At 66.7% G+C, this 22,776-nt stretch carries 21 protein-coding genes and 1 pseudogene; 11 read left to right on the forward strand and 11 right to left on the reverse strand.

All coding sequences use genetic code 11. The features are described 5' to 3' along the window. Positions 1 to 15 precede the first annotated feature (15 nt). The 3 genes from HB724_RS12545 (at position 16) to HB724_RS12555 (ending at position 2,396) form a co-directional block, all read left to right on the forward strand. On the forward strand, positions 16 to 363 hold the full coding sequence (locus HB724_RS12545; protein ID WP_213981281.1) for a hypothetical protein: 348 nt from the start codon (positions 16 to 18) through the stop codon (positions 361 to 363). Positions 364 to 446: 83 nt separating this feature from the next. Next, positions 447 to 2,096: an FAD-dependent oxidoreductase gene (locus HB724_RS12550; RefSeq protein WP_213981282.1), complete on the forward strand. Its 1,650-nt coding sequence runs from the start codon at positions 447 to 449 to the stop codon at positions 2,094 to 2,096. 18 nt (positions 2,097 to 2,114) lie between these two features. After that, complete coding sequence (locus HB724_RS12555; RefSeq protein WP_213981283.1) at positions 2,115 to 2,396, forward strand: DUF3297 family protein; 282 nt, start codon at positions 2,115 to 2,117, stop codon at positions 2,394 to 2,396. 200 nt (positions 2,397 to 2,596) lie between these two features. Here HB724_RS12555 and HB724_RS12560 read toward each other — a convergent pair whose 3' ends face one another. The 6 genes from HB724_RS12560 to HB724_RS12585 all read right to left on the reverse strand — a co-directional run bounded on the left by HB724_RS12560 (position 2,597) and on the right by HB724_RS12585 (position 10,899). Next, a complete protein-coding gene (locus HB724_RS12560; RefSeq protein WP_213981284.1) occupies positions 2,597 to 3,355 on the reverse strand; it encodes an isocitrate lyase/phosphoenolpyruvate mutase family protein in 759 nt (252 codons plus the stop codon). A gap of 349 nt (positions 3,356 to 3,704) precedes the next feature. After that, positions 3,705 to 4,505: a response regulator gene (locus HB724_RS12565; protein WP_213981285.1), complete on the reverse strand. Its 801-nt coding sequence runs from the start codon at positions 4,503 to 4,505 to the stop codon at positions 3,705 to 3,707. Then, entirely contained in the window at positions 4,502 to 5,608 is a 1,107-nt protein-coding gene (locus tag HB724_RS12570; protein WP_213981286.1) for a histidine kinase, read from the reverse strand. Before HB724_RS12570 ends, HB724_RS12565 begins: the two co-directional genes overlap by 4 nt. A gap of 159 nt (positions 5,609 to 5,767) precedes the next feature. Then, positions 5,768 to 8,254, reverse strand: a complete 2,487-nt coding sequence (locus HB724_RS12575) for a TonB-dependent receptor (protein WP_213981287.1) — start codon at positions 8,252 to 8,254, stop codon at positions 5,768 to 5,770. Between the two features lie 172 nt (positions 8,255 to 8,426). Next, positions 8,427 to 10,562, reverse strand: coding sequence for an NAD-dependent DNA ligase LigA (gene ligA / locus HB724_RS12580; protein WP_213981288.1), 2,136 nt, complete (start codon positions 10,560 to 10,562; stop codon positions 8,427 to 8,429). A gap of 88 nt (positions 10,563 to 10,650) precedes the next feature. Continuing rightward, complete coding sequence (locus tag HB724_RS12585) at positions 10,651 to 10,899, reverse strand: hypothetical protein (protein ID WP_213981289.1); 249 nt, start codon at positions 10,897 to 10,899, stop codon at positions 10,651 to 10,653. A 68-nt stretch (positions 10,900 to 10,967) separates the two neighbouring features. Between HB724_RS12585 and HB724_RS12590 the strand changes: the two genes are divergently transcribed. The 3 genes from HB724_RS12590 (at position 10,968) to HB724_RS12600 (ending at position 13,097) form a co-directional block, all read left to right on the forward strand. Then, positions 10,968 to 11,345 (forward strand): helix-turn-helix transcriptional regulator, encoded by a 378-nt coding sequence (locus HB724_RS12590; RefSeq protein ID WP_213981290.1) that lies wholly within the window; start codon positions 10,968 to 10,970, stop codon positions 11,343 to 11,345. A gap of 73 nt (positions 11,346 to 11,418) precedes the next feature. After that, positions 11,419 to 12,576, forward strand: a complete 1,158-nt coding sequence (locus HB724_RS12595) for an MBL fold metallo-hydrolase (protein ID WP_213981291.1) — start codon at positions 11,419 to 11,421, stop codon at positions 12,574 to 12,576. Positions 12,577 to 12,632: 56 nt separating this feature from the next. Continuing rightward, on the forward strand, positions 12,633 to 13,097 hold the full coding sequence (locus HB724_RS12600; protein ID WP_213981292.1) for a hypothetical protein: 465 nt from the start codon (positions 12,633 to 12,635) through the stop codon (positions 13,095 to 13,097). A gap of 129 nt (positions 13,098 to 13,226) precedes the next feature. Here HB724_RS12600 and HB724_RS12605 read toward each other — a convergent pair whose 3' ends face one another. Continuing rightward, on the reverse strand, positions 13,227 to 13,802 hold the full coding sequence (locus HB724_RS12605; RefSeq protein WP_213981293.1) for a DUF3617 domain-containing protein: 576 nt from the start codon (positions 13,800 to 13,802) through the stop codon (positions 13,227 to 13,229). A 261-nt stretch (positions 13,803 to 14,063) separates the two neighbouring features. Between HB724_RS12605 and HB724_RS12610 the strand changes: the two genes are divergently transcribed. From HB724_RS12610 to HB724_RS12630, 5 genes are all read left to right on the forward strand, one after another. Beyond that, on the forward strand, positions 14,064 to 14,861 hold the full coding sequence (locus tag HB724_RS12610) for a hypothetical protein (protein ID WP_213981294.1): 798 nt from the start codon (positions 14,064 to 14,066) through the stop codon (positions 14,859 to 14,861). Positions 14,862 to 15,076: 215 nt separating this feature from the next. After that, positions 15,077 to 17,272: an excinuclease ABC subunit UvrB gene (gene uvrB, locus HB724_RS12615; protein ID WP_213981295.1), complete on the forward strand. Its 2,196-nt coding sequence runs from the start codon at positions 15,077 to 15,079 to the stop codon at positions 17,270 to 17,272. Positions 17,273 to 17,463: 191 nt separating this feature from the next. Further along, the gene (locus tag HB724_RS12620; protein ID WP_213981296.1) at positions 17,464 to 17,892 is read left to right on the forward strand and encodes a hemerythrin domain-containing protein; all 429 of its coding nucleotides are present in this window, start codon (positions 17,464 to 17,466) and stop codon (positions 17,890 to 17,892) included. Between the two features lie 58 nt (positions 17,893 to 17,950). Then, positions 17,951 to 18,493, forward strand: a complete 543-nt coding sequence (locus tag HB724_RS12625) for a hypothetical protein (protein WP_256731490.1) — start codon at positions 17,951 to 17,953, stop codon at positions 18,491 to 18,493. Between the two features lie 527 nt (positions 18,494 to 19,020). Then, complete coding sequence (locus HB724_RS12630) at positions 19,021 to 19,317, forward strand: hypothetical protein (RefSeq protein WP_213981297.1); 297 nt, start codon at positions 19,021 to 19,023, stop codon at positions 19,315 to 19,317. 46 nt (positions 19,318 to 19,363) lie between these two features. On the opposite strand, the gene HB724_RS12635 is transcribed toward HB724_RS12630, so the two are convergent. The 4 genes and pseudogenes from HB724_RS12635 to mutS form a co-directional block, all read right to left on the reverse strand. Further along, on the reverse strand, positions 19,364 to 20,302 hold the full coding sequence (locus HB724_RS12635) for a glutaminase (RefSeq protein WP_213981298.1): 939 nt from the start codon (positions 20,300 to 20,302) through the stop codon (positions 19,364 to 19,366). An 89-nt stretch (positions 20,303 to 20,391) separates the two neighbouring features. Further along, complete coding sequence (locus HB724_RS12640) at positions 20,392 to 20,967, reverse strand: hypothetical protein (protein WP_213981299.1); 576 nt, start codon at positions 20,965 to 20,967, stop codon at positions 20,392 to 20,394. Next, positions 20,930 to 21,157: a hypothetical protein gene (locus HB724_RS12645; RefSeq protein ID WP_213981300.1), complete on the reverse strand. Its 228-nt coding sequence runs from the start codon at positions 21,155 to 21,157 to the stop codon at positions 20,930 to 20,932. Before HB724_RS12645 ends, HB724_RS12640 begins: the two co-directional genes overlap by 38 nt. After that, positions 21,154 to 22,575, reverse strand: a pseudogene (gene mutS / locus HB724_RS12650) (DNA mismatch repair protein MutS); the annotation flags it as partial. The pseudogene mutS and the gene HB724_RS12645, both read right to left, overlap by 4 nt. Positions 22,576 to 22,776: the final 201 nt, after the last annotated feature.

The following is a 22,776-nucleotide window of genomic DNA, read 5'->3' on the forward strand; positions in this document are numbered from 1 at the left end:
GAGGAGGAAAAGATCGTGACAAGTTTCGTCAAGAAGGCAGTGTTCGGCACCGTCCTCGGCGCCACCGTCCTGACTGCCGTCGCCCCGGCCGCCGAAGCGCAGCGCTATCGCCATTATCGCCACCGCGGCGATGGCGGCACCGCGATCGTGGCGGGCATTGCCGGCCTGGCGATCGGCGCGGCGCTCGCCAGCGACCGCCGCTACGACTATGACCGCCGCTATTATCGTGAGCGCGGCTATTATCCGCGCGATGGATATTGGTATCGCCAGAATTACCGGCATTATCGCGGCTATGAGCGCTGCGGCGTGCGCCGGGTGTGGGATCCCTATGAGGGTCGCCGGGTACTCGTCCGCTATTGCTGATCCATTCGGGGGTGGCGCGGGTAAGCCCTGTGTCACCCCTTTGGACTAGTCGCTTTGGCCGCAAGCTGGGGTAGAGTGGCAGCATGGCCACCGCAGATTCGCCAGACCGGCTCGATCCCGCCGATCCCTATGCCCGCGAGGGGCAGACCTTTCCGGCGCTGTCGGAGGAGATGAGCGCGCGCGTCGCGTCGTTCGGCAGCGAGGAAGTCTTTCCCGAAGGCGCTACCCTGTTCCGCGCCGGCGACCGGAGCGTCGATTTCTTCCTGTGCCTGGAGGGCGGCATCGAGATCCTCGACCGCGACATCGAAGGGCAGGAGCGCATCGTCCATGTCCATGCCCCGCGCCAGTTCGCGGGCGAGCTCGACCTGTTCAACGACCGCAAGGTGCTGGTGAGCGGCCGTGCGCTGCCCGGTACCCGCGTCGCGCGGGTGGAGCGTCCCGCCTTTCGCCGGATGATGGCCGCCGAGCCCGATATCGGCGAGATCGTGATGCGCGCCTTCATCCTGCGCCGCGTCGGCATGATCCGGCATGGCGAGGCCGGCGTCGCGCTGGTCGGACCCGCGCATGCCGCCGATACCGGGCGGATCGAGACCTTCCTCACGCGCAACGGCCTGCCCCATCGCCGCGTCGATACCGAGGCGGATGACGATGCAGCGGGCTTCATGGAATGCCTCGCGCTTGCCGAGGGCGACCTGCCCGTCGTGGTGGTCGAGGGGCGCGTGCTGCGCAATCCGAGCAACGCCCAGCTTGCCGATGCGGTGGGGCTCACCACTGCGCTCGACCCGGACCATGTCCATGACGTCGCCGTGGTGGGAGCGGGGCCGGCGGGGCTGGCCGCCGCCGTCTATGCCGCGTCCGAAGGGCTCGATACGATCGTGATCGAGGCGGTGGCGCCGGGCGGTCAGGCGGGGACGAGCTCGCGCATCGAGAATTATCTGGGCTTCCCCACCGGCATTTCGGGCCAGGCGCTGTCCGGTCGCGCGCAGGTCCAGGCGCAGAAATTCGGGGCGCGGCTGCTGATCTCGCGATCGGCCAGGGGCATCGAATGCGAGGGGCGGCCGTTCCGCATCCATCTCGACGACGGCGCCTCGCTCCAGGCGCGGACGGTGGTGGTCGCCACCGGCGCCCGCTATCGCAAGCTCGATCTGCCGCTCTATGCCGAGCTGGAAGGCAATGGCATCTATTATGCCGCGACGGCGATGGAGGCGGGGATCTGCGCCGAGCAGCCGGCAGTGGTGATCGGCGGCGGCAATTCGGCGGGGCAGGCGGCGATCTACCTCGCGCGCACCGCGGGGCATGTCCATATGCTGGTGCGCGGACCGGGGCTGGCGGCGACGATGTCGAGCTATCTGATCGAGCGGATCGAGGCTTCGGAGCGGATCACGCTCCATCCCTTCAGCGAAGTGACCGAGCTGGAGGGCGATACCCATCTGCGCGCGCTCCGCTGGACCCATCGCGAATCCGGCGAGACGCAGCGGCACGAAGTGGGGGCGCTGTTCGTGATGATCGGCGCGCAGCCCAATACCGACTGGCTGGAGAATTGCCTGGAGCTCGATCCCGCCGGCTTCGTGAAGACCGGGAGCGGCGAGACCTTCTTCTGCTCGTCGCGGCCGGGCGTGTTCGCGGTGGGCGATGTCCGCTCGGGATCGGTCAAGCGCGTGGCGTCGGGGGTGGGCGAGGGCTCGGTCGTCGTCTCCGCGCTCCACCGTTATCTTGAACCCGTACCCCGATAGCGGCTAAGGGCGCGCTCCATGAGCGACACTCCTCCCGACCGGCTCTCGGTCAATCAGAACAGCCCCTATTTCCAGCGCGAGCTGCTGGAGCGCGGCATCGGCATCCGCTTCAAGGGCATCCAGCGCCGCGACGTGGAGGAATATTGCATCTCCGAGGGCTGGATCCGCGCCGCGCTGGGCAACAAGGTGGACCGCAAGGGCAATCCGCTGACGATCAAGCTGATCGGCCCGGTCGAGGCGTGGTTCGAGCGGCCGGCCGAGGGCGAAGCCGCGGCGGACGAGGCCGGCGCCGAGGGCTGAACCGGCTTTAGGTCGGATCGGTATTCAGGGCCGACGCGCACTGCCAATCTTTCCTTCCGTCACCCCGGCCGAAGTGCCGGGGTCCACCGTGCGGCTGGGAGAGCCGCTCACAGCTTAGAGGGGCTCGCTCGCGGAGGAGTGGACCCCGGCACTTCGGCCGGGGTGAGGGGGGGTGGCCTCCCTCCCGTGTGAATGCCGATCTATTCCGTAAAGACCGTCCGCGCCGCATCCTCGAACGCCTTGAGCGCCAGCAGGTGCGGGAAGGGGCCGTGGCTGATCCGGGCGACGCCGGCCGCAGCGACATCGCGGGCCGAGGGCGCGCCGGGAAAGGCCATGAAATTGACCGGCAGCGGCACCGCCTTGCAGATCCGCTCGAGCAGGCGGAGATCGGCCAGGCCGGGGACGAAGAAGCCGCTCGCACCGGCTTCGGCATAGGCATGGCCGCGTTCGATCGCGGCGTCCGCCATGGCGTCGTCATGCGTTTCGGGCGAGGCGATCAGGAAGATGTCGGTGCGGGCGTTGAGGAAGAAGGCGGGGCCGGTCTCCCAGCGGATCGCGGCGATGCGCGCGGCCTGATCCTCCACGCCGTGCATCGTGCGGGGATCGCTGCCGACGATCTGGTCCTCGAAATTGCAGCCGATGGCGCCGGTCGCCGCGAGCCGGGCGACGTTGGACGCGGCGCGCTCCGGGTGCACCGCATAGGCGCCCTCGAAATCGATCGAGACGGGCAGCGCCGTGCTCGCCACCACGCGCGCGGCATTGGCGAGTGCAAGATCGAGCGCCAGCCCCTCCGCATCCTCCACGCCATGCGCGGTGGCGACCGAGGCGCTGCCGGTGGCGATCGCCTTCGCCCCCGCCCTTTCGGCGACGGCGGCGCTGCCCGCGTCCCAGACGTTGAACAGGATCACCGGATCGCCGGCGACATGCAGCGCGGCGAAGCTATCGAATTTTGCGGGCATGAAACTTTCCCCTTGTTCCTCTATTGTTCTAGAAGGGTAAGGATTCCGGGGCAAGACCGGAACGCGCCGGCCGCCCGATCGGCGAGACGAAATATCGTTTTATCTGAAGCGGCGGAGAAGCGTCGTATGGCTTTGCGGCTTGCCGCCGGGGCCGGGCCGGCGCTACTCGACCTCGGCCATGTTAGCATCGACGCGGCGGCAAGTGAAGCTGCCCATCGCATCGATCGTCTCGAAGCGGATCATGCCGTCGCCGCGTTCGGTAGCCTGTCAGCTATATTCGTGGCGAACTGCTCGGGCGTGAAGGCCCCGGTCTTGGCGACCGGGGCCAATGGCGCGAGCAGCGCCGCGATCAATGGACGAAGCGCGCCACGACGTCGCGATAGGACCGGCTGACCTTCACCGACGCGCCCGAATTGAGCACCAGGAAGCATTCGCCGTTGGTGTGCGGCTTCACCTGTCGGACGAGGTCGAGATTGACGATCGTCGAGCGATGGACGCGCTGGAAACGGCGCGGATCGAGGCGCTTCTCCAGATCCTTCATCGTCTCGCGCAGGATCAGCGTGTTGTCGCCGGTATAGATGCACATGTAATCGCCGGCCGCGTCGATCCGCTCGATCGTATCGACATCGACGCGGAAGATCTGGCCTCGATCCTTGATGTTGATGAGCTTCTCGAAGCGGTTGGCGGCATGCTCGGGATTGCCGTCGGCGATTTCCTCGACCGCGTCGGGGGCGACCTCGGCAAGGACTTCCTTCAGCTTCTCGACTTCCTCGACGCCGCGCTTCTCGGTCAGGCGCTGGCGCACCCGATCGAGCGTGTCGGCGAGCCGGGCGGGTTCGACCGGCTTCATCAGGTAATCCATCGCCTGCGCCTCGAAGGCGCGGATGGCATGGTCGCTATAGGCGGTGACGAAGACGAACAGCGGCGGTTCGACTTCCATCAGGCCCTGGACGACCGAGAAGCCGTCGAAGCCGGGCATCTGGATGTCGAGGAATACGAGATCGGGTTTGTGGGTCTTGATGGATCGGATGGCTTCTCGGCCGTTGGAGCATTTGTCGATTATTTCGACATCCTCATGCTCCTGAAGGCGGAGCTCCAGCCCCTGGATCGCCAGGGGTTCGTCGTCGACGAGGATGGTACGGATGGTCATGCGGCCTCTCGGTTCGGTTCCTCAAGCTGGAACGGTATCTCGATCTCAACGCTGAACCCTTTCCCAAGGTCCGTGCGCGTTTCGAATCGATGGTCAGGCCCGAAAGCCTGCGCCAGTCGTTCCCTGATATTGGCGAGCCCCACGCCAGTTGAAAGGGTCGGCCGCTGCCGCGTTTCGATCAAGCCGGGTCCGGTGTCGGATACGGCGATGTGAACCCGTTCTCCGGCGAGCCGAGCGGAAACGGTGATATCGGCGCCCTCTTCCTGGGGCGTGACGGCATATTTGATCGCGTTTTCGACCAGGGGCTGGAGCAGCAGCGAGGGCAGCCGGGCCTTGGCGCAGCGCGGATCGACGTCGAAATGGGTGCGCAGCCGCTCATCGAAGCGCATCTTCTCGATCTCGAGATAAAGCTTCAGCGTCTCGACCTCCTGCGCCAGCGTGACATGGGCGGTGGGTTCGTTCGCCAGCGTATAGCGCAAAAAGGACGACAGGCGCGAGAGCATGATGTTCGCCCGCTCGGTCTGCTTGAGCAGCACCAGCGTCGAGATCGAATTGAGCGTGTTGAACAGGAAATGCGGATTGAGCTGATAGCGCAGCATCGCGAGCTGGGCGCTGGACGCCTGGCTCTCCAGGATCTGCATCTGATCGATCTGCTGCTCGACGATCAGGTAGAAGTTGATCCCGAAATAGAGCGCCGACCAGCCCGCGAGCACGGTGAAGGTGAGGAAGGTGTAGCCGAGCACGCGGGTAAGCGTGATTCCCGGCTCGGCGGCGGTGAAGGAGAAGGTGAATGCCTCCAGCACCGCGTAGACCAGCGCCGCCGCGACCAGCGTGCCGAGCGTCAGGATCACGCTGGGGATGCGCGGCAGCCGGCGGTAATAGCCGTAGAGCGAGGAGAGCAGCAGCGTCAGGCAATAGCCGACGATCGCCTCGATGATCGACTTGATGATGCCTTCGACCGACAGGCCGTTCGAGATCGACGAGACGGTGCGCAGCAGCAGATAGCCGCTCCACCCCGCCGCCTGGAGCATCCAGAAGGCGCGGCTCTTGTCCTCGAAGAACGGCCGGGAGAAGAGTCCCGGCTGTTTGTTCGTTTCCGGCATGCGCCTTTCGGCAGGATTTACTGCTGTCGTCACATGGCGGCCTCTATCATCTGGGGCTCGGCAACGGCAAATCCGGCGCTGAAGCCCATCCGGACAAACGAAAACCGCCGCCCCATTGCTGGGACGGCGGCTTCGTTGTTCCCGAGGGAGGCTGCGGGCTTAGAAGCCGACCGACAGCGTACCCTGGATGGCGCGCGGAGCGCCGAAGTTCGCATTGGTCGAAGCCGCGGTGGTGAGACCACCCGAGAACGAACCGATGTAGAACTTATCGAACAGGTTGGTCACGTTGAGCTGCAGATAGGTGTTCTTGAAGCCCATGTTGACCAGGCTGTAGCGGACGTCGAGGTCGACGACCGTGTAGCCGGGGATCTTGATCGTGTTGATGTCGTTCAGGAAGCGCGAGGTCGTGCGCTTGGCCTGCACGCCGAGGTCGAAGCCGGCGATCGAGCCCTGGATACGGCCACCATACATGAACTCGGGGACGTTGCGCTCACGCTTGCCTTCGGTGCTCTGGCCAGCGGCCAGACCAGCGACCTGATCCTCGATCTTCGAACCGATGTACGAACCGAACGCGTAAAGCGAGATCGGCTCGATCGGCTGGTACGCGATGCTGCCGTCAACGCCCCACTTCTTCACATTGCCCAGGTTGGTATCGACCGAGCACTGGCAATCGTCGTTGAACGCCGAGACCAGGCGGTTGTGATAGGTCGAGTACCACGGCGCGACGCTCGCCTGCACCTTGTTCGAGGTATAGCGCAGGCCGAGATCGAAGCTGTCCGAGGTTTCCGGAGTGGGCTTCGCGGCCGGGTTGCTCGCCGGGATGTAGAGCGAGTTGTAGAGCGTATCGGTGCCCGGCACCGAGATGTTCTTCGCCCAGTTCGCCGCCAGGCTGATTTCCGGCGTCAGGTGGTAGGTCGCGCCGACGTTCGGCAGGAACTTGTTGTAGTTGTAGGTACGGCTCTGCGGAGCAGCGGCGCCCGACGGCCTGCCGTTGGCGGCAACCGTGTAGGGATTCGCCGCCGCATAGGCCGCGGCGTTCGCATTGGCGCAGTTCACGTTGCCGCTCGTATCGGTCGTGAAGCAGAAGTTGTTCAAGTCGCGCTGGAAGAACGGCACGCGACCGCCGAGCAGAACGGTCAGCTGGTCGTTCAGGAACTTGCCGCGATATTCGCCGGCGACCTGGTTCAGCATCGCGACCGACTTGCGGTTGCGCTTCTGGAGCGCGTCACCGTTCACGTCGAGCAGCGGATCGTTGACCGGGAAGACGTCGAACGGCTCGCCGTTCAGCTGCAGCAGGCCGGCTTCGCCGGTCTGGCGGTGACGCGCACGGTCGAAGGTGTACGACAGGCGGACGCGGTTGTTCTCGTTCAGGTCATAGGCCAGGTTGGCAACCGCAGTGTAGCGGTTGGTCTTGGTCTGGCTCGGGGTCACCACGCGAATGCCGTCAAGCGCATCACCGTCGCCGTTCAGGTCACGGCCGGCGAAATAATAGGCCGCCGCGCGGCTGTTGAATTGCGAAAGCGTGGTGAAGAACACGCCGGTGGTGCCGTTCGGACCGAGGCCCTCATAGGCGATGCTCGTGCCGCCGCCATTCGCCTTGACCGTCTGATAGGCCGCATCGACCGAGAAGATCAGGCCCTGCGCCAGCGTGAAGCGCGAGTTCAGGCGGATATTGCCGGTGTTCGACGGATTGTAGCGGCGTTCGAACGAGCTGCCGCAGCTGTTCGGCGCATCGACGGTGCCAGCGACCGCGCTGGTATTGATGGTGCAGATGCCATCGCTGACATCGTAGAAACGCGCGCGCTTGTTATCGAGCGCCACGGTCGCGACGGTCAGCGGCGAGCCGCCGAAGTTGTTGCGGTTGACGTTGTAGTGCATCGCCAGCGAAACGAAGTCGCCGTTGCTGCCGATTTCCTGGCGGATCTTGGCGTTGTACTGCGACTTGCGGATCTTGCCATAGCTGGCGAACGACGACTCGTTCTGCAGGCTGGAGGCCGAGATCCAGGCGGTGGTGCCATGGCCGGTGAGGTCGCCGGTGTTGACCAGACCGAACGCGCGGAACATCGGACGATCGCCCGCGCCCGGAGCGATGATGTTGCCGTAACTGCCGACCAGCATCGCGCCGAATTCCTTGCTCGGCGTGAGCGAGTTGATGTTGACGGTGCCGCCCACGGCCGAAGCGGTCGGGCTGTCGACGTCGGTCGAGCCGAGGTTGACGTTGACGTTGTCGATCAGTTCCGAGTCGATCTGCTGGTTCGTGTAGACCGCATAGTTGCCCGAGTCGTTCAGCGGGATACCGTCGAAGGTCTGCGAGATTCGGCTCGAGTCGAAGCCGCGGATCGTGAAGTTGCCGCCGCTCGAACCCCAGGGATCGTTATTGGTGAAGCTGACGCCCGGCACCATGTTGAGGGTCTGGTTGATCGACTGGCCGGCGGTCTGGCGCTCGATCAGCTCCTGCGTGAGCACGACCTTCGCCTTGGGCGAGTCCGGAATGCGGATGCCGGCGACCTGATCGTTCGCGGTGCTGCCGGTGACGACGATCTCGCCCTGGTCCTCGAAGTCGGTCGAGCCAGTCGACTGCGCGAAGGCGCTCGCCGGAATCATCAGCGTGGCAAAGGCCACGCCGGCAAAAAGCTTGGTGCGCATTTTGGTGTTCCCTTTCGGTGTATTTCTTATTCGCCGTGCTCTCAAGGTGCACTGCACGCGGTGCGTTTCACCGTCGTCGCCGCCCATGGCGTTCTTTTATTGCGCTTCCATGACAGTCAATTGGAGTCCGCGTTAAGCTGCGATTCAGCTTTTGTTGCGTTGCAAAAAAGCATCACTTCGCGCGGTTCACGATCTCCGCCCAATCGCTCTCCGAGATCACGGGAATCTGGAGTTCCGCCGCCTTTTTGAGCTTCGATCCCGCGCCCGGGCCGGCGATCACGAGATCGGTCCTGGCCGATACCGAACCGGCGACGCGGGCGCCCAGGGATTCCGCCTGGGCCTTGGCCTCGTCGCGACTCAGCGACTCCAGGCTGCCGGTGAAGACCAAGGTCTTGCCGGTGACTTCCGAGTCGCGGGTCTCGTGCACCACGTCGGCCGGCGTTACTTGCCCGAGCAGATCGGCGACGGCTTCGGCATTGTGCGGCTCGGCGAAGAAATCGATCAGCGCGAGCGCGACTTCGGGGCCGACGCCTGCGGTCTCGACGATCGCGACGAGTTCTTTCGCCTGGCGGGCGATGAACTTCTCCTCGGTCTCGCCGAGCGCCGGATTCAGCGTCGCGCGGTGCGCCAGCGCCTGGTCGATCATCGCGTGGAAGGCGGCCCAGCTCCGATAGCGGCGGGCGAGGTCGCGGGCGGTGACTTCGCCGACATGGCGGATGCCGAGCGCGAACAGGAAGCGATCGAGCGACGGATTGCGGCGCGCGTCGATCGCCGCGATCAGGTTCGCGGCGGAAAGCTCGGCCCAGCGCTCGCGGGCGAGCAGGTCGTCCCTGGTGATCCGGAAGATGTCGGCGGGGGTCTTGACCAGCCCGTCGTGAAAGAAGCTCTCGATATGGGTGAGGCCGAGCCCCTCGATATCGAGCGCGTGGCGCGAGACGAAGTGGCGCAGGCGCTCGACGCGCTGCGCGGGGCAGATCAAGCCGCCGGTGCAGCGATAATCGACTTCGTCCGGGCCGCGATCGGCCGTCGACTGGCATTCGGGGCAGATATGCGGGAAGACCCAGGGCTCGCGCTCTTCGTCGCGGGTGAGGTTCTCGACGATCTGCGGGATGACGTCGCCGGCGCGCTGGAGGACGACGCGGTCGCCGGGGCGGACGCCCAGCCGCTCGATCTCGTCGGCATTGTGCAGCGTGGCATTGGTGACGACGACGCCGCCGACCGTGACCGGCTCCAGCCGGGCGACGGGGGTGAGCTTGCCGGTGCGGCCGACCTGGATGTCGATCGCCCGGAGGGTGGTCTGGGCGCGCTCGGCGGGGAATTTGTGCGCCAGGCCCCAGCGCGGGGCGCGGCCGACGAACCCGAGCCGCGCCTGCCAGTCGAGGCGATCGATCTTGTAGACGACGCCGTCGATATCGAAGGGCAGATCGGCGCGGCGCTGCTCGATCGCGCGATATTGGGCGAGCGCCTGGTCGAGCGTGTCGCAATGGACGAGCAGGTCCGAGACGGGGAAGCCCCAGGACCGGATCCGCACCATCGCGGCGTACTGGCTGCCGGCGGGTTCCTCCGAGACTTCGCCCCAGCCCCAGGCGAGGAAGCGCAAGGGGCGCGAGGCGGTGACCGAGGCGTCCTTCTGGCGCAGCGATCCGGCGGCGGCGTTGCGCGGATTGGCGAACTGGCGGGCTTCCTTGCCGGTCTCCGCCGCCTCGGCGTGCAGTCGGGCGTTGAGCGCGGTGAAATCGGCCTTGGCCATGTAGATCTCGCCGCGCACCTCGAAGATCTCGGGGGCGTCCCCGATCCGGGCCGGAATGTCTGCGATGGTGCGGACGTTCGCGGTCACATCCTCGCCGATCTGGCCGTCGCCGCGGGTGAGCGCCTGGACCAGCTCGCCGTTCACATAGCGCAGCGAGCAGGAGAGGCCGTCGATCTTCGGCTCGGCGGTGAGCGCGACGGGCGCGTCGTCGGGCAGCTTGAGGAAGCGGCGGACGCGGCCGAGGAAATCAGCCACGTCCTCGTCCGAGAAGCCGTTGTCGAGGCTGAACATCTGCCGCGCATGGGCGACCTTGGCGAGATGCCCCGCCGGCGCCGCGCCGACGAGGCGCGAGGGCGAATCGGTGCGGACTAGATCGGGGAACGCCGCTTCGATCTGCGCGTTTCGGCGCATCAGGGCGTCGAATTCGGCGTCGCTGATCTCAGGGGTGTCTTCGGCATGATACAGCCGGTTGTGATAGGCGATCTCGGCGGCGAGGTGCTCGAGTTCGGCGGCGGCAGCGGCGGCGTGGTGAGGAAGCTGCGGAATGGCGCCTGTCATGCGGCGGAGGTATCGGGCACATCGAACCGCCGCAAGGCAAAACCGGGCTTGCCCGGGCGGCGGCGGCGCGGCATTTAAGAAGATTCTGTCAGCCGGCCAGAAATCTGACCGCGAGGTATATCAGCAGCCATAGCAGGGCCGAAATGGGAATACCGATCACCGTTCCCCGAAATCCGGCAAATTCCGACATCCGCTCGGCGTATCCGGCGGGTGCGTCGTCCGGATCCTGGAGCGGTTGCGGTGGATTCCGGCGCCCCTCGTCCCAAAGCACGGCTCCCGTCTCGGATCGTTCGAACGACGCGCCTGCCTCGGCGTGGACGGGCAGGCCGTTCGACACAGGGCACGCTCCGGGATCGATCGGTTCCCCCACAACCATCCTTCATTTCGTCCTTATAAAGGGACAATATGTCTCTTAATGGGGACGGTCAAGAGGGTATCGATGCCGAGGCGTTCGGCGCGCGCATTCGCCAGGCCGCGGCGCAGCGCAACTATTCGCCCGCGGAGCTGGCGCGGCGCTCCAATATCGCGAAGCAGACCATGTCCGCTTACTGGAACGGCCAGCGATTCTGCGGCGCGGAGCGGCTGTTCGCGCTCGCCGAAGCGCTGGGCGTCGATGCGCGATGGCTGGTGGAAGGCGAGCCGGAGGGCGAGGTGGACGGCGGCGAGGCGCGGGAGGCGGCGCTGCTCGAAGCCTATCGGGAGCTGGACGCGCGGCGGAAGGCGGCGCTGGTTGAGGTCGCCCGCGCCATGGCGGGGCGGATCGGGCGGCCGCCGGGCGAATAGCGAAGCCTCGTCTCCGGATCGGGACGCGCGCCGATGTTGATCGCGATGCCGATCTCGCCCATCTAGCCGCGCTATGCGGTGGAGACGGGCGGCACGGATCGGATTCGGGATGGTCCTGTGGGCGGTCGTGGCGTTCTGCCTGACCGCGACGATCGTGCCGCATTATCTGGACCGCATCTATTATCGGGGGCCGGCGAGCGGGCATTTCGACGGGCGGCATTTCTTCAACCCCGACGGCGAGGATCCGGTGCGGATCACGGCGCGGCTGCTGTGGCGCCAGCTGGTCAGCGATCCCGACCGGCCGCGCTGGCCCGAACATGTGGCGGTGACGCCCTCGAAGCCGCCGGCCCGCGTCGAGGGCGGGGCGATGCTCACGACCTGGGTGGGGCATGCGACGCTGCTGGTGCAGGCCGACGGCCTCAACATCCTGACCGATCCGGTGTGGAGCGAAAGCGCCGGGCCGATCGGGCTGGGGCCGAGCCGGGTCGCCGATCCCGGCATCCGCTTCGAGGATCTGCCGCGCATCGACCTCGTGCTCGTCAGCCACAATCACTATGACCATATGGACCTGGCGACGCTGAAGCGGCTCTGGCAGCGCGACCGGCCGCTGATCGTCACCTCGCTGGGCAATGACGGCGTGATCGCCGAGGCCGGCGTGCCGGCGCGGGCGCTCGACTGGGGACAGCGGGTGACGCTGCGGCCGGGCATCGACGCGGTGGTGACGCGCAGCCATCATTGGGACAGCCGCTGGCTCGCCGATCGCAACCGGGCGCTGTGGTCGAGCTTCGTGGTGACGCTGCCGGGCGGCAATTTCTTCTTCGCGGGCGATACCGGGCTGGGCGATGGGAAATGGCCCGCCGAGGCCGCCGCGCTGGGGCCGATCCGGCTGGCGGCGATCCCGATCGGGGCGTTTCGCTTCGAGGAGGGGCAGATGGCGAACGGCAGCCATATCGGCCCCGAAGGCGCGATCCGGGTGTGGAACGGGCTGGGACGGCCGCGTGCCATTCCGATCCATTGGGGGACGTTCCGGCTTTCGCGCGAAGGCTATGATACGCCGCCGCGGATGCTCGACGCGATGCTGCGCTGTGGCGGCGCGGACCCGGGCCGCTTCGCCGCCGTGCGGATCGGCGCGCCGGTGGCGATCGCGCCGCTGGGGAGCCCGCCGCCTGTGCCCGACTTCGCGGCGATCGAGGCGTGCCACAAGGCGGGGCGGTTCGCGGCGCTGCGTTGAGTGTTGAGGGCGGGCGCGGCTCGGCGTATCGGTGCGCGCCGGGAGGGGAGCCCCGAATGACGGACCAGAATGCCCGCCGCGCCGGGCGTCGCTACGACACCAGCATCGACCGGGCCGGCATCGCGCTGGGCGTGGGCAGCGTGCTGGCGGGAGCCATCATCGTCGCGCTGGTGGTGGCGGGCGGGCGGCACGACGCGATGTCGATCGTCGGCGGCTGGATGATCGGCAGCCTCTTCGCGGGGCTCGCGATCACGGCGGTGGGCGGTCCGCTGTGGCTGGTCATGCACGTCGCCGGGCTGCGCCGGGCGCGCCATGCCGCGCTGATCGGCGCGTTCACTGCGATGGCGATCTTCGTGGGCGCGCAGACCTATGGCTTCGGGCTGCTCGACGTGCCGCCGATGGACGGCCGGGCGCTGCTCTATCGCTGGCTGAGCGCGATCCTGTCGAGCGCGGTGCTGGCGCTGGTGGCGGGGGCGATCGGGGTGGTGATGTGGCGGATCGCGTACCGGCGGAGCGACTAGGGTGTTGCCTCGCCGGTTGACTCATTTGACTCGCTGGAGGGGTTTTTGGCGGGTCGAGCGGTAGCCGGTTACCCTAAAGTCACAAAGGGCGCAGGAACGCCATGCGCGCGCACATGCGCCGGCGCGCGCTCAGCTCCCCTTGCAATCGCCGATGCGTTTGCCGGTGGTCCGGGCCTTCATGTTCATGCTGCCGCCGGGGCCGCCGCTCGAATGCACCTCCGAGGCGAGGGTGAAGCTGGCATCGGTGAAGGTGCCCGCGATCGTTTGCGTCATCTCGCCGCCGCGTGGGCCGGAGCAGGCCAGGGTCGCATCGATCCGGCCGTTCGCCATGGTGTAGTTCCTGTAGGTGCAGCGCCCGTCGGTCTTGCCGGTGAGCATGTCTGCCTGCGGCTTGGCCGCCTGTTCGGGCGTGACGCAGGTCTTGACCGAGCGGTTGGCGGCCATGAGCGATTTCTTCATCTGGTCGCGCATCTGCGGCGGCATGCTGGCCATGCCGGGCATGTCCATGCCGACGATCTCGACCGTCGTCTCCCATTCGCCGGGCGCGAAATGCGCCGGCCCGGCCGCCTGGGCCTGCCTGGCGACCTCGGAGGGCGCGGCATTGGTGAGCGATACCTCGCCGGTCTTCGCGGCGGAGTCGGCGGTGGACTGCTGGTTGCAGGCGGCGAGGGCGAGAAGCGGCAGCGCGGCGATCAGGCGGGGCATGGGGCTCTCCCGTTGCTTTGCGTGTGCTTGCTGGATTGTTGCCGTCTTGAGGGGGAATAGCAATCCGGCGGAAGCGAGCGGTGCACGATTAATCGAGCGAGAGCGCATCGTCCTTGCTTAATGTGCCGATACCCGCGTCGCGAATGGCAAATTCTGGCCGTTAGCTGATGAGCCGCTTGCGGGCGGCTAAGCCGCAAACCAGACTCATCCTACGTAGGAAGTATGGTATGGCTACCCCCTGAGCCATTATCGGGGTTGGGCATGGCGAAGGTTCTAAAGTCGCAATCCGAACTTACGGTCGATTTCATCGAAGCCGTCAGGCTGCTTGAACTTGCCTGCTACAATTTTGACTGTGTTGATTTCTCGGCGGCGAAAGGAGCGGCGAACCTTCTGCACCAGCTGGTGGACGATAGGGGACAGAATAAAAGCCATGTCACTCGGCTCGGCGTTCGCGGGTCGATCGAAATCTGGCGCCTGCCGGACATCACACCGCCCTCTCCCGGCTTCTTCAATGCCTTGTGCGACGTGATGTTCGGCATCGGTCGCGACGGCAACGGACGCCAGCAGCCGCGTGCCTTCAACATGCCGCCCTACCTGCATCAGGGTCATATGAAACTGCGCGCGCAGAAATCGAGTGTCGATGAATGGTTAGACGCTTCAATCATCCGCCTCGCCTCGGGCGAATGGCTCAGCCGTCGCAATATTATCAGATATGTACGCGATCAGGACGCCGGCGCCCATTCCGACCTGGCGCTCGACGCGTTGTATGCCGATTTCAAGAAATCGCTCGTTCTGCACCCCGGATCCAACATCGACATCGAAGGTCAGGTCACACCAGTGAGTGCCCTTCTGCAAAACCCAGCGCTGGCGACGGTACGTCAGATTGCCCACGAATTCCTGTCATCGATCTATAGCGCCAGCAATACGCGGACGGCGCAGCCGCCACGATGCATGGTCTATATCTACGGAAGCGATGGGGCTCTCACGAAAGTCGTCAGACCGAAGGGCTACAAACCGCTCCCGATTAACCCTCCGCTTGATCTTCTTGTGGAAGTCTAGCTGATGCTCGCACGACATAATTTCGCGAGCGGAAGGATGCGGCCGCTCTTATCGCTAATTTCGGCCAGCGGCTGGCGGCTTTGGGTTTTCGAACACATCGGCTGAACGGCAAGAAATGGTCGTGAAGCGGGCAGATATAGTCACACATCCGATGTTGCCGGAACCGGCCAATCGCCAAGCTTTGCGATCACGCGTCCACCCCCCATATTCCCCCCATGGCAATCCAGATCCGCACCAGCCTGGCCGAGCCCGAGACCGGGGCCGACTTCGTCCCCCATCGGCCGAACCGTCCCGACAAGATCGAGGGCGGCAAGCGCTTCAAGCTCGTCTCCGATTACGAACCCTCGGGCGACCAGCGCTTCGCCATCCCCGAGCTGGTGGAGCAGGCGCGGGCCGGGGAGCGGGACCAGGTGCTGCTCGGGGTCACCGGCTCGGGCAAGACCTATACGATGGCCAAGGTGATCGAGGAGCTCCAGCGCCCGGCGCTGATCCTCGCGCCCAACAAGATACTGGCCGCGCAGCTCTATGGCGAGTTCAAGTCGTTCTTCCCCGAGAACGCGGTCGAGTATTTCGTCAGCTATTACGATTACTATCAGCCCGAAGCCTATGTGCCGCGTTCCGACACCTATATCGAGAAGGAGTCGAGCGTTAACGAGGCGATCGACCGGATGCGGCACTCGGCGACGCGCTCGCTGCTGGAGCGCGACGACGTCATCATCGTCGCCTCGGTATCGTGCCTGTACGGCATCGGATCGGTCGAGACCTATTCGGCGATGATCTTCGACCTGAAGAAGGGCCAGGTGGTCGACCAGCGCGAGATCATCCGCAAGCTGGTCGCGCTGCAGTACAAGCGCAACGACGCCGCCTTCGCGCGCGGCAATTTCCGGGTGCGCGGCGACAGCCTGGAGATCTTCCCGTCGCATTATGAGGACACCGCCTGGCGCGTGTCGTTCTTCGGCGACGATATCGAGGAGATCGTCGAGTTCGATCCGCTGACCGGCGCCAAGGTGGCGAGCCTGGATTATGTGCGGGTGTTCGCGAACTCGCACTATGTGACGCCGGGGCCGACGCTGAAACAGGCGATGGAAGGAATCCGGCATGAATTGTCCGAGCGGCTGAAGGAGCTGGAGGCCGAGGGCAAGCTGCTCGAATTGCAGCGGCTGGAGCAGCGCACCAATTTCGACCTTGAGATGATCGCGGCGACGGGAAGCTGCGCGGGGATCGAGAATTACTCGCGCTTTTTGACGGGGCGCCTGCCCGGCGAGCCGCCGCCCACTTTGTTCGAATATCTGCCGGAGAATGCGCTGCTGTTCGTCGATGAGAGCCACCAGACGATCGGCCAGATCAACGGCATGTCGCGCGGCGACCACAAGCGCAAGATTACGCTGGCGGAATATGGCTTCCGCCTGCCCTCGGCGATCGACAACCGGCCTTTACGCTTCAACGAATGGGACGCGATGCGGCCGCAGACCACCTATGTCTCGGCGACGCCGGGGTCGTGGGAGATGGAGCGGACCGGCGGCGTGTTCGTCGAGCAGGTGATCCGCCCCACGGGCCTCATCGATCCGCCGGTGGAGATCAAGCCGGTCGAGGAGCAGGTGCAGGACCTGATCGTCGAGGCGAAGAAGACCGCCGAGATGGGGTATCGCACGCTGGTGACGACGCTGACCAAGCGGATGGCGGAGGACTTGACCGAATATATGCACGAGGCGGGCGTGAAGGTCCGCTACATGCACTCGGACACCGAGACGCTGGAGCGCATCGAGCTGATCCGCGACCTGCGGATGGGGGTGTACGACGTGCTGGTGGGCATCAACCTGCTGCGCGAGGGGCTCGACATTCCCGAGTGCGGGCTGGTCGCGATCCTCGATGCCGACAAGGAGGGCTTCCTGCGCTCGGAGACGTCGCTGATCCAGACGATCGGCCGCGCGGCGCGCAACGTCGAGGGGCGGGTGATCCTCTATGCCGATCGCATGACCGGCAGCATGGAGCGCGCGCTCGCCGAGACCGGGCGGCGGCGCGAGAAGCAGGAGGCGTACAACGCCGAGCACGGCATCACGCCGACCACGATCAAGCGCAACATCGGCGACATCATCGCGCATGTCGCGTCGAAGGACCAGGTGACCGTCGAGATCGACGAGGACCGGCCGCACATGGTGGGCCACAATCTCCGCTCGTACATCGAGAGCCTGGAGAAGAAGATGCGCGACGCCGCGGCGAACCTGGAGTTCGAGGAGGCTGGGCGGCTGCGCGACGAGATCCGCGCGCTGGAGGCCGAGGAGCTCGGGCTGCCGGCGGGCGAGCACAAGGCGCCGGTGATGGGACGGAGCAACGAGGGCAAGCCGGGGACGCGCAAGACGCGATATGGGAAGCAGGCGAAGACGCGGATGGGGGGAAGCCGGGCGCGCTGAGAGCCCGTTTGAGAAAGGCGGCCGGGTGGGGGAGTGGGCCGGCGCCGCAGAATGCGCCGCGGCGCATTCTCAAACGGTCTCTGAACCGCGGGCCGGAAGGCGCCCCGGGGTGCGGGAACATCTGAACGGAATTTTACGGAGTGCCCTTTGTGGCCCGATGATGCTCTTTAGAGAGTCGAAGAGGGCAGGGCATGACATCGATTCTCGACCTTCGTGCCGAACATCGCGAACTGGAGGCGCAGGCGGCGACGCTGCTTCGCGTCGTGCGGAACCTGGTCCCCGATGCCGCCGCCGTCGCCGTGCTGCGCTGGCGGATCGCCCGGATGCTCGGCGATCATTGCGCGCGCGAGGATCGGGCGGTGTATGAGCGGCTCATCGCGTCGGGCGATGCCCGGGCAGCCGCGATCGCCTGGCGCTATCGCCAGGAGCATGGCCGGCTGGTGCCCGAATTCTCGGACTATATCGCGGCATGGCCGATCGATCGCGTCAGCCGCGAATGGGAAGCGTTCCGCGCCGCCACCGAGGCGGTGGTGATGCGCCTCGACAGCCGCATCTCCTTGGAGGAGCGGGTGCTCTACGCGCATGTCGCGCGCGTGACGGCGCAGCGCCGCGCCGCCTGATCGCCGTTCGCGGCCCGGGAGGTTGAGCCGCCGCGCCGCTTCCCCCATAAGGTGCGGCATGCGCCGTATTTCCGGGTTCGCCAGCTTCATCCTGCCCGCCTTGCTCGCGCTGGGCGCCTGCTCGACCCCGGCGGTGGTGCCGCCCAGCGCCGCGCCCGTGCCGGTTCCGGCGCCGACTCCTGCGCCCATGCCCGCACCGCCGCCGCCGTCCGCCGACTGGCGTGACTGGGCGCTGACGCCCGGCACCTGGGCCTATCGCCAGGACGAACGCGGCAGCATCGCGCTGTTCGGCCAGGCGGGCGCGGATGCCGATCTGACGCTGCGCTGCGATCGTGCCCGCGCGCGCATCTATCTTTCGCGCCGGGGCGAAGCGGCGACGGGCCTCAACATCCGCACGACCAGCCAGGTGCGCCGGATCGCCGCGGTGCCGACCGGCGGCGTGCCCGCCTATCTGGCGGCCGAGTTGGGCGTGCGCGATCCCCTGCTCGATGCGATCGGATTCAGCCGCGGACGCTTCGTGGTGGAGGCTCAGGGGCTGCCGACGCTGGTGGTGCCCGCCTGGGCCGAGACGTTGCGCGTCGTCGAGGATTGCCGCGGCTGAAAAATCCCGGGATTCCAGCGGCCGGCGGTGGCGTTACGCTGTGAACGGCACCAAGACTTCCAGAATCGCTCATATAAAAAAACATTACAAGACTTGTTCTGCGACTCGCGGTGATTCATTGATTCGTCCGTGCAGTGACGCACGCTCGTTCTTCAACTAGCGAAAGGAGGTGATCCGATGTCTCATGGTTCAGCAATGGGGTCGGTTCAGTTCGTTCGGGAGACGCGCCGCTGAGCTGAAAGCGCGGACGGAAGCCCTCCGTTCGTAGGCCAGGCGGGAGGTATCCTCCTCCAAGCAACGCCTGGCAGCTTGCAGCAAAGCGGCCCGCATGGTTTCCCGCGCTGGAGCTTCCGGCCGCTGACCATGTCGGAGGTCGCCGGAACCCCTGAAGGGGATCCGGCGACCTCTTTCATTTTTGAGGGTGCGCACGCGCCCGCAGCCCCGCGAAAGCGGGCAGACCCTTCGGAACATTCCCGATCCCGCCGGAGGATGGCGGCCCCTAGGCATGATGCCGAAGGGGGATGGACATGCGCATCTGGATCGGAATCGCCGCCGCGGCACTCTGCATCGCGACCGCCGCCGCCGCGCAATCGGCGGGTGGGCAAGTGGTTCTGGAGAACAATACCTCGGTTGCCGCCGATCTCTATGTCGACGGCGTCTATCAATGCACCGCGCCCGCCCATTCGGATTGCCTGGCGGAAGTGGATGCCGGCGGCCATGTCGCGACGATCCGCTTTCCCGATGGCGACTTCATCGTCAGCGACGGCTTCGATGTGCCGGCGGACCGTTCGGTCACGCTGCCGGTGGTCGACCTGATGGCGTGAGGGCCAGGCCGATCGGCGTTCGGCGAAGCGGCGCTGTGGATTCGCCTCAGCCGCCGCGCGGCTCGAATACCGACCAGCCGGTGCGGGCCACCAGCCGTTCGAGCGCGAGCATGCCGAGCTGGGAATTGCCGCGCTCGTTGAGCCCCGGCGACCAGACCGCGATCGAGGCGGTGCCCGGCGCGATCGCCAGGATGCCGCCGCCGACGCCCGACTTGCCGGGCAGGCCGACGCGATAGGCGAACTCGCCCGATCCGTCATAATGGCCGCAGGTGAGCATCAGCGCGTTGATGCGGCGGGCGCGCTGGGGCGAGACGATGCTGTGGCCGGTCTCGGGGATCACGCCGCCGGTCATCAGGAAGCGGCCGGCGCGGGCGAGCTGGCGGCAGCTCATCGCGAGCGCGCAATGGTGGACATAGACGCGCAGCGCGCGCTCCGCCGGATTGGCGAGGTTGCCGAAGGCGCGCATGTAATTGGCGAGCGCCATGTTGCGGAAGCCGGTGTCCTGTTCGGCGCGGGCAACGGCTTCGTCGATGAAGATCGCCTCGTCGCCCGCGAGGCCCCGGACGAAGCGCAGCATCTCGCCGATCGTCTCGGCGGTTTCGCCGCGCCCGAGCAATATGTCCGACACGACGATCGCGCCGGCGTTGAGGAAGGGATTGCGCGGGATGCCGTGCTCGGTCTCCAATTGGACGATCGAATTGAACGCACTGCCCGAAGGTTCGCGGCCGACGCGCTTCCAGAGCTGATCGCCGACCGCGCCGAGCGCGAGGGTGAGCGCGAAGACCTTGGAGACCGACTGGATCGAGAAGGGCATGTCCGCGTCGCCCGCGACATGCTCCGAGCCGTCGGGGGCGATCACCGCGATGCCGAAGCGGCTGGGGTCCACCCGGGCGAGCGGCTCGATATAATCGGCGACCGTGCCGCGATCAGGCGCTTCTCGCATTTCGGCGGCGATATCGGTGACGATCCGGGACAAGTCCTGCATTCGTTACTGCTAGACGGTGCGCGCACCGGAGCAAAATGAGGCGGGAATTCGCCGCGCTCCGCTAGCTTCGGGTTTGGACAGGACGTGCCTTAAGCGTTGGGGCATCGCCGTGCTGCGGCCAGTGTCACGTTCCTGTACGTCAGGGGGACGCGGCGTTCGCCATCGTCTGTCGAAAGGGTCGCATATCCCTTGAACGTCGCGGGAATCAGGGAAGTGCCATCCTGGGAACGAATATCGTCGCGCTGCACCGGCATATACAGCGTGACGAGAACGAACCCGCGCAATTCCCTCGGGCTTGCGTCATTGAACCATGTGGCGCCCTGGCTGCCCTCGCCCGCCAGTTCACCGTTCGGCGTGGCGCTGCTGCCCGCCTTGATCCTCCACCCGCCCGGAATGCGGCAGACGGACTTGAATTCGACGCCCCATGTGGAGATCGAGAATGCCTCGATGCTCTCGGTATCCTTCAGCGGTATCTTGCCGATCGAGAGCAGGAACGTGCGCGGATGATCCGCCGGGGCGGGGGCGGGGGCAGCGGCCAGCAGCGCAAGCGGCAGCAGCGCCTTCGTTCGAGTGAATCTCGGCGATCGGGTGAGGCGGAGGCTGTATCTCAGCGCCCGCCTTTCTGCTTCACGGCGTGACGATCGGGTTTTCCAGGCGCAACGCATCGGACACGGCCTCCACGGCGGCGACTTCGGCAGGATTGCCGGAAGGGGTGATCGACCAGTTGCAATGCGCATGGGTCTCGGGGCTGTAGACGCGCACCGGGCCGATCACATTGCGCCAGCGGCGGCGGGTGCCGCCCTGCTCGCGCAGCAGGCGCGCGAGGAAGCGTTCGATCAGCGCGACGCTGGTCATTCGCTCGCCAGCCCCTTGAGCCGGTAGAGCGCGTCCAGCGCCTCGCGCGGGCTGAGCGAATCGACGTCGATGCCGTTCAGCTCGGCGCGGAGGGCGTCGATCTTCTCCTCCTCCTGCTCGGCCGCGGCGGCGAAGAGGGGGAGATCGTCCAGGCCCGCGGCGAGGCCGCCGGTCTGGGCGCGGCCGGCCTCGAGCTTGTCGAGCACCGACTTGGCGCGCCGGATCGTCACCGGCGGCAGGCCGGCGAGGCGGGCGACGGCGATGCCGTAGCTGCGGTCGGCCGGCCCCTCGGCGACTTCGTGGAGCAGGACGAGATCGCCCTTCCATTCGCGCGCGCGGACATGGTGGAGGGTGAGCGCGTCGCAGCGCTCCGCCAGGCGCGTCAGCTCGTGATAATGCGTCGCGAACAGGCACCGGCAGCGATTATCCTCGTGGATCGCCTCGACCACGGCCCAGGCGATGGCGAGGCCGTCATAGGTGCTGGTGCCGCGCCCCACCTCGTCGAGGATCACGAAGCTGCGCGGGGTCGCCTGGGCGAGGATCGCGGCGGTCTCGACCATCTCGACCATGAAGGTGGAGCGGCCGCGTGCAAGATTGTCCGACGCGCCGACGCGGCTGAACAGCCGGTCGACCAGGCCGAGCGTCGCGCGCGTGGCGGGGACGTAGCTGCCGGCCTGGGCGAGCACGGCGATCAGCGCGTTCTGGCGCAGGAAGGTCGACTTGCCGCCCATGTTCGGGCCGGTGACGAGCCAGAGCCGCGAGCTTTCCGAGAGCGTGCAGTCATTGGCGACGAAACGCCCACCAGAACGCGCGACGGCATCCTCGACCACCGGGTGACGGCCGCCCTCGATCTCGAAGCAGCTATGCTCGACCAGGGCGGGCCGCGCCCAGCCGCCCTCGGCCGCGCGCTCGGCGAGCGCGGCGGACACGTCGATCCGGGCGAGCGCGTCTGCGGTGGCGGCGATGGCCTCGCGCCGCTCCAGCGCGGCGGCGGTCAGGTCTTCGAGATGCGCGGCCTCGGCGGCGAGGGCATGGGCGCCGGCCTGGGTCACCTTGATCGCGACTTCGTGGAGCTCGGGCGCGTTGAAGCGGACGACGCCGGCCAGGGTCTGGCGATGGGTGAAGCCGCTCTCCTGCTTCATCAGAGGGTCGGCGTTCTTCGCCGGCACTTCGATATGATAGCCCAGCACGCCGTTGTGGCGGATCTTGAGCGAGCCGATGCCGGTGCGGGCGCGATAGTCCGCCTCCAGCGCGGCGATGGCGCGGCGGCCGCCGGCGCCCGCGTCGCGCAGGTCGTCGAGCGCGGCGTCATAGCCCTCGGCGATATAGCCGCCCTTGTCCGCATCGATCGGCGGCTCGGGGACGAGGGCGCGGGCGGGCAGGTCGATCCAGGCGCCGGGCCCGCGCACTTTCGGGCTCGGGTTGCGGGGCCGCGCGCGGGCTTCGGGGCGGCCCCTCGCCCGCCCCCCCCGGCGCCCGGCCCCCCCCGCCCGCCGCAAGGGCGAGATTTACGCGCTGGGTCCCCGGCGCGGCACCGCCCCACCCGGGTTGCTGCTTTTCCTTCACGGCTGGCTAGGGCTCATCGGCACCCTCCCCAACCTCCAGCGGCTGCTGCCCGG

Origin of the sequence: Sphingomonas sp. dw_22 (genome assembly GCF_018449795.1) — a bacterium.
Taxonomy (GTDB): domain Bacteria; phylum Pseudomonadota; class Alphaproteobacteria; order Sphingomonadales; family Sphingomonadaceae; genus Sphingomonas.

What these genes read in the sequence shown, in the direction of transcription:
- HB724_RS12625 (WP_256731490.1), top strand. Translation starts at nt 17,951, where the DNA reads ATGCGCCGTATTTCCGGGTTCGCCAGCTTCATCCTGCCCGCCTTGCTC.
- HB724_RS12555 (WP_213981283.1), top strand. Translation starts at nt 2,115, where the DNA reads ATGAGCGACACTCCTCCCGACCGGCTCTCGGTCAATCAGAACAGCCCC.
- ligA (WP_213981288.1), bottom strand. Translation starts at nt 10,562, where the DNA reads ATGACAGGCGCCATTCCGCAGCTTCCTCACCACGCCGCCGCTGCCGCC.
- HB724_RS12640 (WP_213981299.1), bottom strand. Translation starts at nt 20,967, where the DNA reads ATGCGTTGCGCCTGGAAAACCCGATCGTCACGCCGTGAAGCAGAAAGG.
- HB724_RS12595 (WP_213981291.1), top strand. Translation starts at nt 11,419, where the DNA reads ATGCGGTGGAGACGGGCGGCACGGATCGGATTCGGGATGGTCCTGTGG.
- HB724_RS12635 (WP_213981298.1), bottom strand. Translation starts at nt 20,302, where the DNA reads ATGCAGGACTTGTCCCGGATCGTCACCGATATCGCCGCCGAAATGCGA.
- HB724_RS12590 (WP_213981290.1), top strand. Translation starts at nt 10,968, where the DNA reads ATGTCTCTTAATGGGGACGGTCAAGAGGGTATCGATGCCGAGGCGTTC.
- HB724_RS12560 (WP_213981284.1), bottom strand. Translation starts at nt 3,355, where the DNA reads ATGCCCGCAAAATTCGATAGCTTCGCCGCGCTGCATGTCGCCGGCGAT.
- uvrB (WP_213981295.1), top strand. Translation starts at nt 15,077, where the DNA reads ATGGCAATCCAGATCCGCACCAGCCTGGCCGAGCCCGAGACCGGGGCC.
- HB724_RS12605 (WP_213981293.1), bottom strand. Translation starts at nt 13,802, where the DNA reads ATGCCCCGCCTGATCGCCGCGCTGCCGCTTCTCGCCCTCGCCGCCTGC.
- HB724_RS12570 (WP_213981286.1), bottom strand. Translation starts at nt 5,608, where the DNA reads ATGCCGGAAACGAACAAACAGCCGGGACTCTTCTCCCGGCCGTTCTTC.
- HB724_RS12575 (WP_213981287.1), bottom strand. Translation starts at nt 8,254, where the DNA reads ATGCGCACCAAGCTTTTTGCCGGCGTGGCCTTTGCCACGCTGATGATT.
- HB724_RS12550 (WP_213981282.1), top strand. Translation starts at nt 447, where the DNA reads ATGGCCACCGCAGATTCGCCAGACCGGCTCGATCCCGCCGATCCCTAT.
- HB724_RS12645 (WP_213981300.1), bottom strand. Translation starts at nt 21,157, where the DNA reads ATGACCAGCGTCGCGCTGATCGAACGCTTCCTCGCGCGCCTGCTGCGC.
- HB724_RS12620 (WP_213981296.1), top strand. Translation starts at nt 17,464, where the DNA reads ATGACATCGATTCTCGACCTTCGTGCCGAACATCGCGAACTGGAGGCG.
- HB724_RS12565 (WP_213981285.1), bottom strand. Translation starts at nt 4,505, where the DNA reads ATGACCATCCGTACCATCCTCGTCGACGACGAACCCCTGGCGATCCAG.
- HB724_RS12630 (WP_213981297.1), top strand. Translation starts at nt 19,021, where the DNA reads ATGCGCATCTGGATCGGAATCGCCGCCGCGGCACTCTGCATCGCGACC.
- HB724_RS12600 (WP_213981292.1), top strand. Translation starts at nt 12,633, where the DNA reads ATGACGGACCAGAATGCCCGCCGCGCCGGGCGTCGCTACGACACCAGC.
- HB724_RS12610 (WP_213981294.1), top strand. Translation starts at nt 14,064, where the DNA reads ATGGCGAAGGTTCTAAAGTCGCAATCCGAACTTACGGTCGATTTCATC.